At 65.4% G+C, this 1,424-nt stretch carries 1 protein-coding gene; it reads left to right on the forward strand.

Features of this window, described 5'->3' with window-relative positions; genetic code table 11:
• The first annotated feature begins 110 nt into the window (after window positions 1–110).
• The gene (locus B4U45_RS28275) at window positions 111–1,418 is read left to right on the forward strand and encodes an ISL3 family transposase (protein WP_099225836.1); all 1,308 of its coding nucleotides are present in this window, start codon (window positions 111–113) and stop codon (window positions 1,416–1,418) included.
• The last annotated feature ends 6 nt before the right edge of the window (window positions 1,419–1,424 follow it).

The raw sequence follows: 1,424 nt of genomic DNA on the forward strand, positions 1-1,424 counted from the left end.
GGCTCTTCGCAGATGAGGGTGTAGAGGTGGTCGGCGCGTCGTTGCCGGGATAGGGGTCGAGGTCTTCCGAAGATGAGGGTTCCTACACACCTGATCTGGAAGACCTCGACATGCCTGACGCTACCTTCGCTTGCCCTGATCTGACCACGTTCTGCCGCCTTGATGAGCTCGGGATGGAGGTGACTGGACAACGCCTGGGACCCGAGCAGGCGGTGCTGGCGTGCCGGATCGTCGGCGACGACTCGTGGTGTCGGCGCTGCGGCGAGCAAGGTGCGGTGCGCGACACCGTGACCCGTCAACTTGCGCACGAGCCATTCGGGTTGCGGCCGACAACCTTGCTGGTCACGATCCGCCGCTACCGATGCGCGGGCTGCGCGCACGTGTGGCGTCAAGACAGCAGCAAGGTCGCCGAGTCGCGGGGCAAGCTCTCCCGCCGCGGGTTGCAGTGGGCGCTGGAAGCCCTTGTGTGCCAGCACCTGAGCGTGGCTCGGATCGCCGAAGCCCTGGCGGTGTCGTGGAACACCGCCAACAATGCGGTCCTGGCCGAAGGCAAGCGGGTGCTCATCGCCGATCCGGCCCGCTTCGACTCGGTGGCGGTGATCGGCGTCGACGAGCACGTCTGGCGGCACACCCGCCGGGGCGACAAGTACGTCACCGTCATCATCGATTTGACCCCGGTGCGCGACAAGGCTGGTCCTGCGCGGTTGCTCGACATGGTCGAAGGGCGGTCGAAGAAGGCGTTCCAGCAATGGTTGGCCGACCGGCCGAAGGAATGGCGTGATGGTGTGGAAGTCGTTGCCATGGACGGATTTTCCGGGTTCAAGACCGCGGCCGTTGAAGAGCTTCCCGATGCAGCGACGGTGATGGATCCCTTCCACGTGGTCCGATTGGCAGGCAACGCCCTCGATGAATGCCGGCGCCGTGTCCAGCTGGACACCTGCGGGCACCGGGGCCGCAAGACCGACCCGCTCTATGCGTGCCGGCGGACCTTGCAGACTGGCGCTGATCTGCTTACCGACAAGCAACGGGCCAGGCTGACAGCCCTATTCGCCGTCGACGTCCATGCCGAGGTCGAAGCCACCTGGCAGATGTATCAGCGCACCGTGGCCGCCTACCGCCACCCCGACCGCGCCACCGGCCGCACCATGATGGCCGCGCTGATCACCACGCTGAGCACCGGCGTTCCCCAAGCCTTGCAGGAGGTCATCACCCTCGGGCGCACGCTCAAGAAGAGGGCCACCGATGTCCTGGCCTACTTCGACCGGCCCGGCACCTCCAACGGGCCCACCGAAGCGATCAACGGCCGTCTTGAACACCTCCGCGGATCCGCCCTAGGCTTTCGCAACCTCACCAACTACATTGCCAGATCGCTACTGGAAACCGGTGGATTCAGACCCCAACTACACCCTCGATTGTGAAGAGCC

This window comes from Mycobacterium persicum (assembly GCF_002086915.1).
Classification (GTDB): Bacteria; Actinomycetota; Actinomycetes; order Mycobacteriales; family Mycobacteriaceae; genus Mycobacterium; species Mycobacterium persicum.

Bases quoted from the DNA above. Each gene is read 5' to 3' on its own strand.
- B4U45_RS28275 (WP_099225836.1), top strand. From the start codon at position 111: ATGCCTGACGCTACCTTCGCTTGCCCTGATCTGACCACGTTCTGCCGC.